General features: G+C 51.2%; 1 rRNA gene. It reads left to right on the forward strand.

The window, feature by feature from the left end:
• Positions 1-1,415, forward strand: a 23S ribosomal RNA gene (locus GYX25_RS11060); the annotation flags it as partial.

Raw genomic sequence — 1,415 nt, forward strand, 5'->3', positions numbered from 1 at the left:
AGGTTAACCGAATAGGGGAGCCGAAGGGAAACCGAGTATTAACTGTGCGTTAAGTTGCAGGGTATAGACCCGAAACCCGGTGATCTAGCCATGGGCAGGTTGAAGGTTGGTTAACACTAACTGGAGGACCGAACCGACTAATGTTGAAAAATTAGCGGATGACCTGTGGCTGGGGGTGAAAGGCCAATCAAACCGGGAGATAGCTGGTTCTCCCCGAAAGCTATTTAGGTAGCGCCTCATGAGTAACTGTTGGGGGTAGAGCACTGTTTCGGCTAGGGGGCCATCCCGGCTTACCAACCCGATGCAAACTCCGAATACTGACAAGTTTAATCATGGGAGACACACGGCGGGTGCTAACGTTCGTCGTGAAGAGGGAAACAACCCAGACCGCCAGCTAAGGTCCCAAAGTCATAGTTAAGTGGGAAACGAAGTGGGAAGGCTTAGACAGCTAGGATGTTGGCTTAGAAGCAGCCATCATTTAAAGAAAGCGTAATAGCTCACTAGTCGAGTCGGCCTGCGCGGAAGATGTAACGGGGCTAAAACTATGCACCGAAGCTGCGGCAGTGCACATAAGTGTATTGGGTAGGGGAGCGTTCTGTAAGCCGTAGAAGGTGTGTTGTGAGGCATGCTGGAGGTATCAGAAGTGCGAATGCTGACATAAGTAACGATAAAGCGGGTGAAAAGCCCGCTCGCCGGAAGACCAAGGGTTCCTGTCCAACGTTAATCGGGGCAGGGTGAGTCGACCCCTAAGGAGAGGCCGAAGGGCGTATCTGATGGGAAACGGGTTAATATTCCCGTACTGGCTATAACTGCGATGGGGGGACGAAGAAGGCTAGGTTTACCACCTATTGGATGGTGGGTTAAGCATGTAGGCGTGTGATTAGGCAAATCCGGTCACTGAGACGCTGAGGTGTGATGACGAGCTGCTAAGGCAGTGAAGTAATTGATGCCCTGCTTCCAGGAAAATCCTCTAAGCTTCAGGTTATAGTTAATCGTACCCGAAACCGACACAGGTGGTCAGGTAGAGAATACTCAGGCGCTTGAGAGAACTCGGGTGAAGGAACTAGGCAAAATGGTGCCGTAACTTCGGGAGAAGGCACGCTGATGGTAATTGAAATCCCGCGCGGACGTAGGTGAAATCAGTCGAAGATACCAGCTGGCTGCAACTGTTTAATAAAAACACAGCACTGTGCAAACACGAAAGTGGACGTATACGGTGTGACGCCTGCCCGGTGCTGGAAGGTTAATTGATGGGGTTATGCGTAAGCAGAAGCTCTTGATCGAAGCCCCAGTAAACGGCGGCCGTAACTATAACGGTCCTAAGGTAGCGAAATTCCTTGTCGGGTAAGTTCCGACCTGCACGAATGGCGTAATGATGGCCAGGCTGTCTCCACCCGAGACTCAGTGAAATTGAA

The sequence above is a fragment of the Gilliamella sp. ESL0254 genome, assembly GCF_013344985.1.
Taxonomy (GTDB): Bacteria; Pseudomonadota; Gammaproteobacteria; order Enterobacterales; family Orbaceae; genus Gilliamella; species Gilliamella bombicola.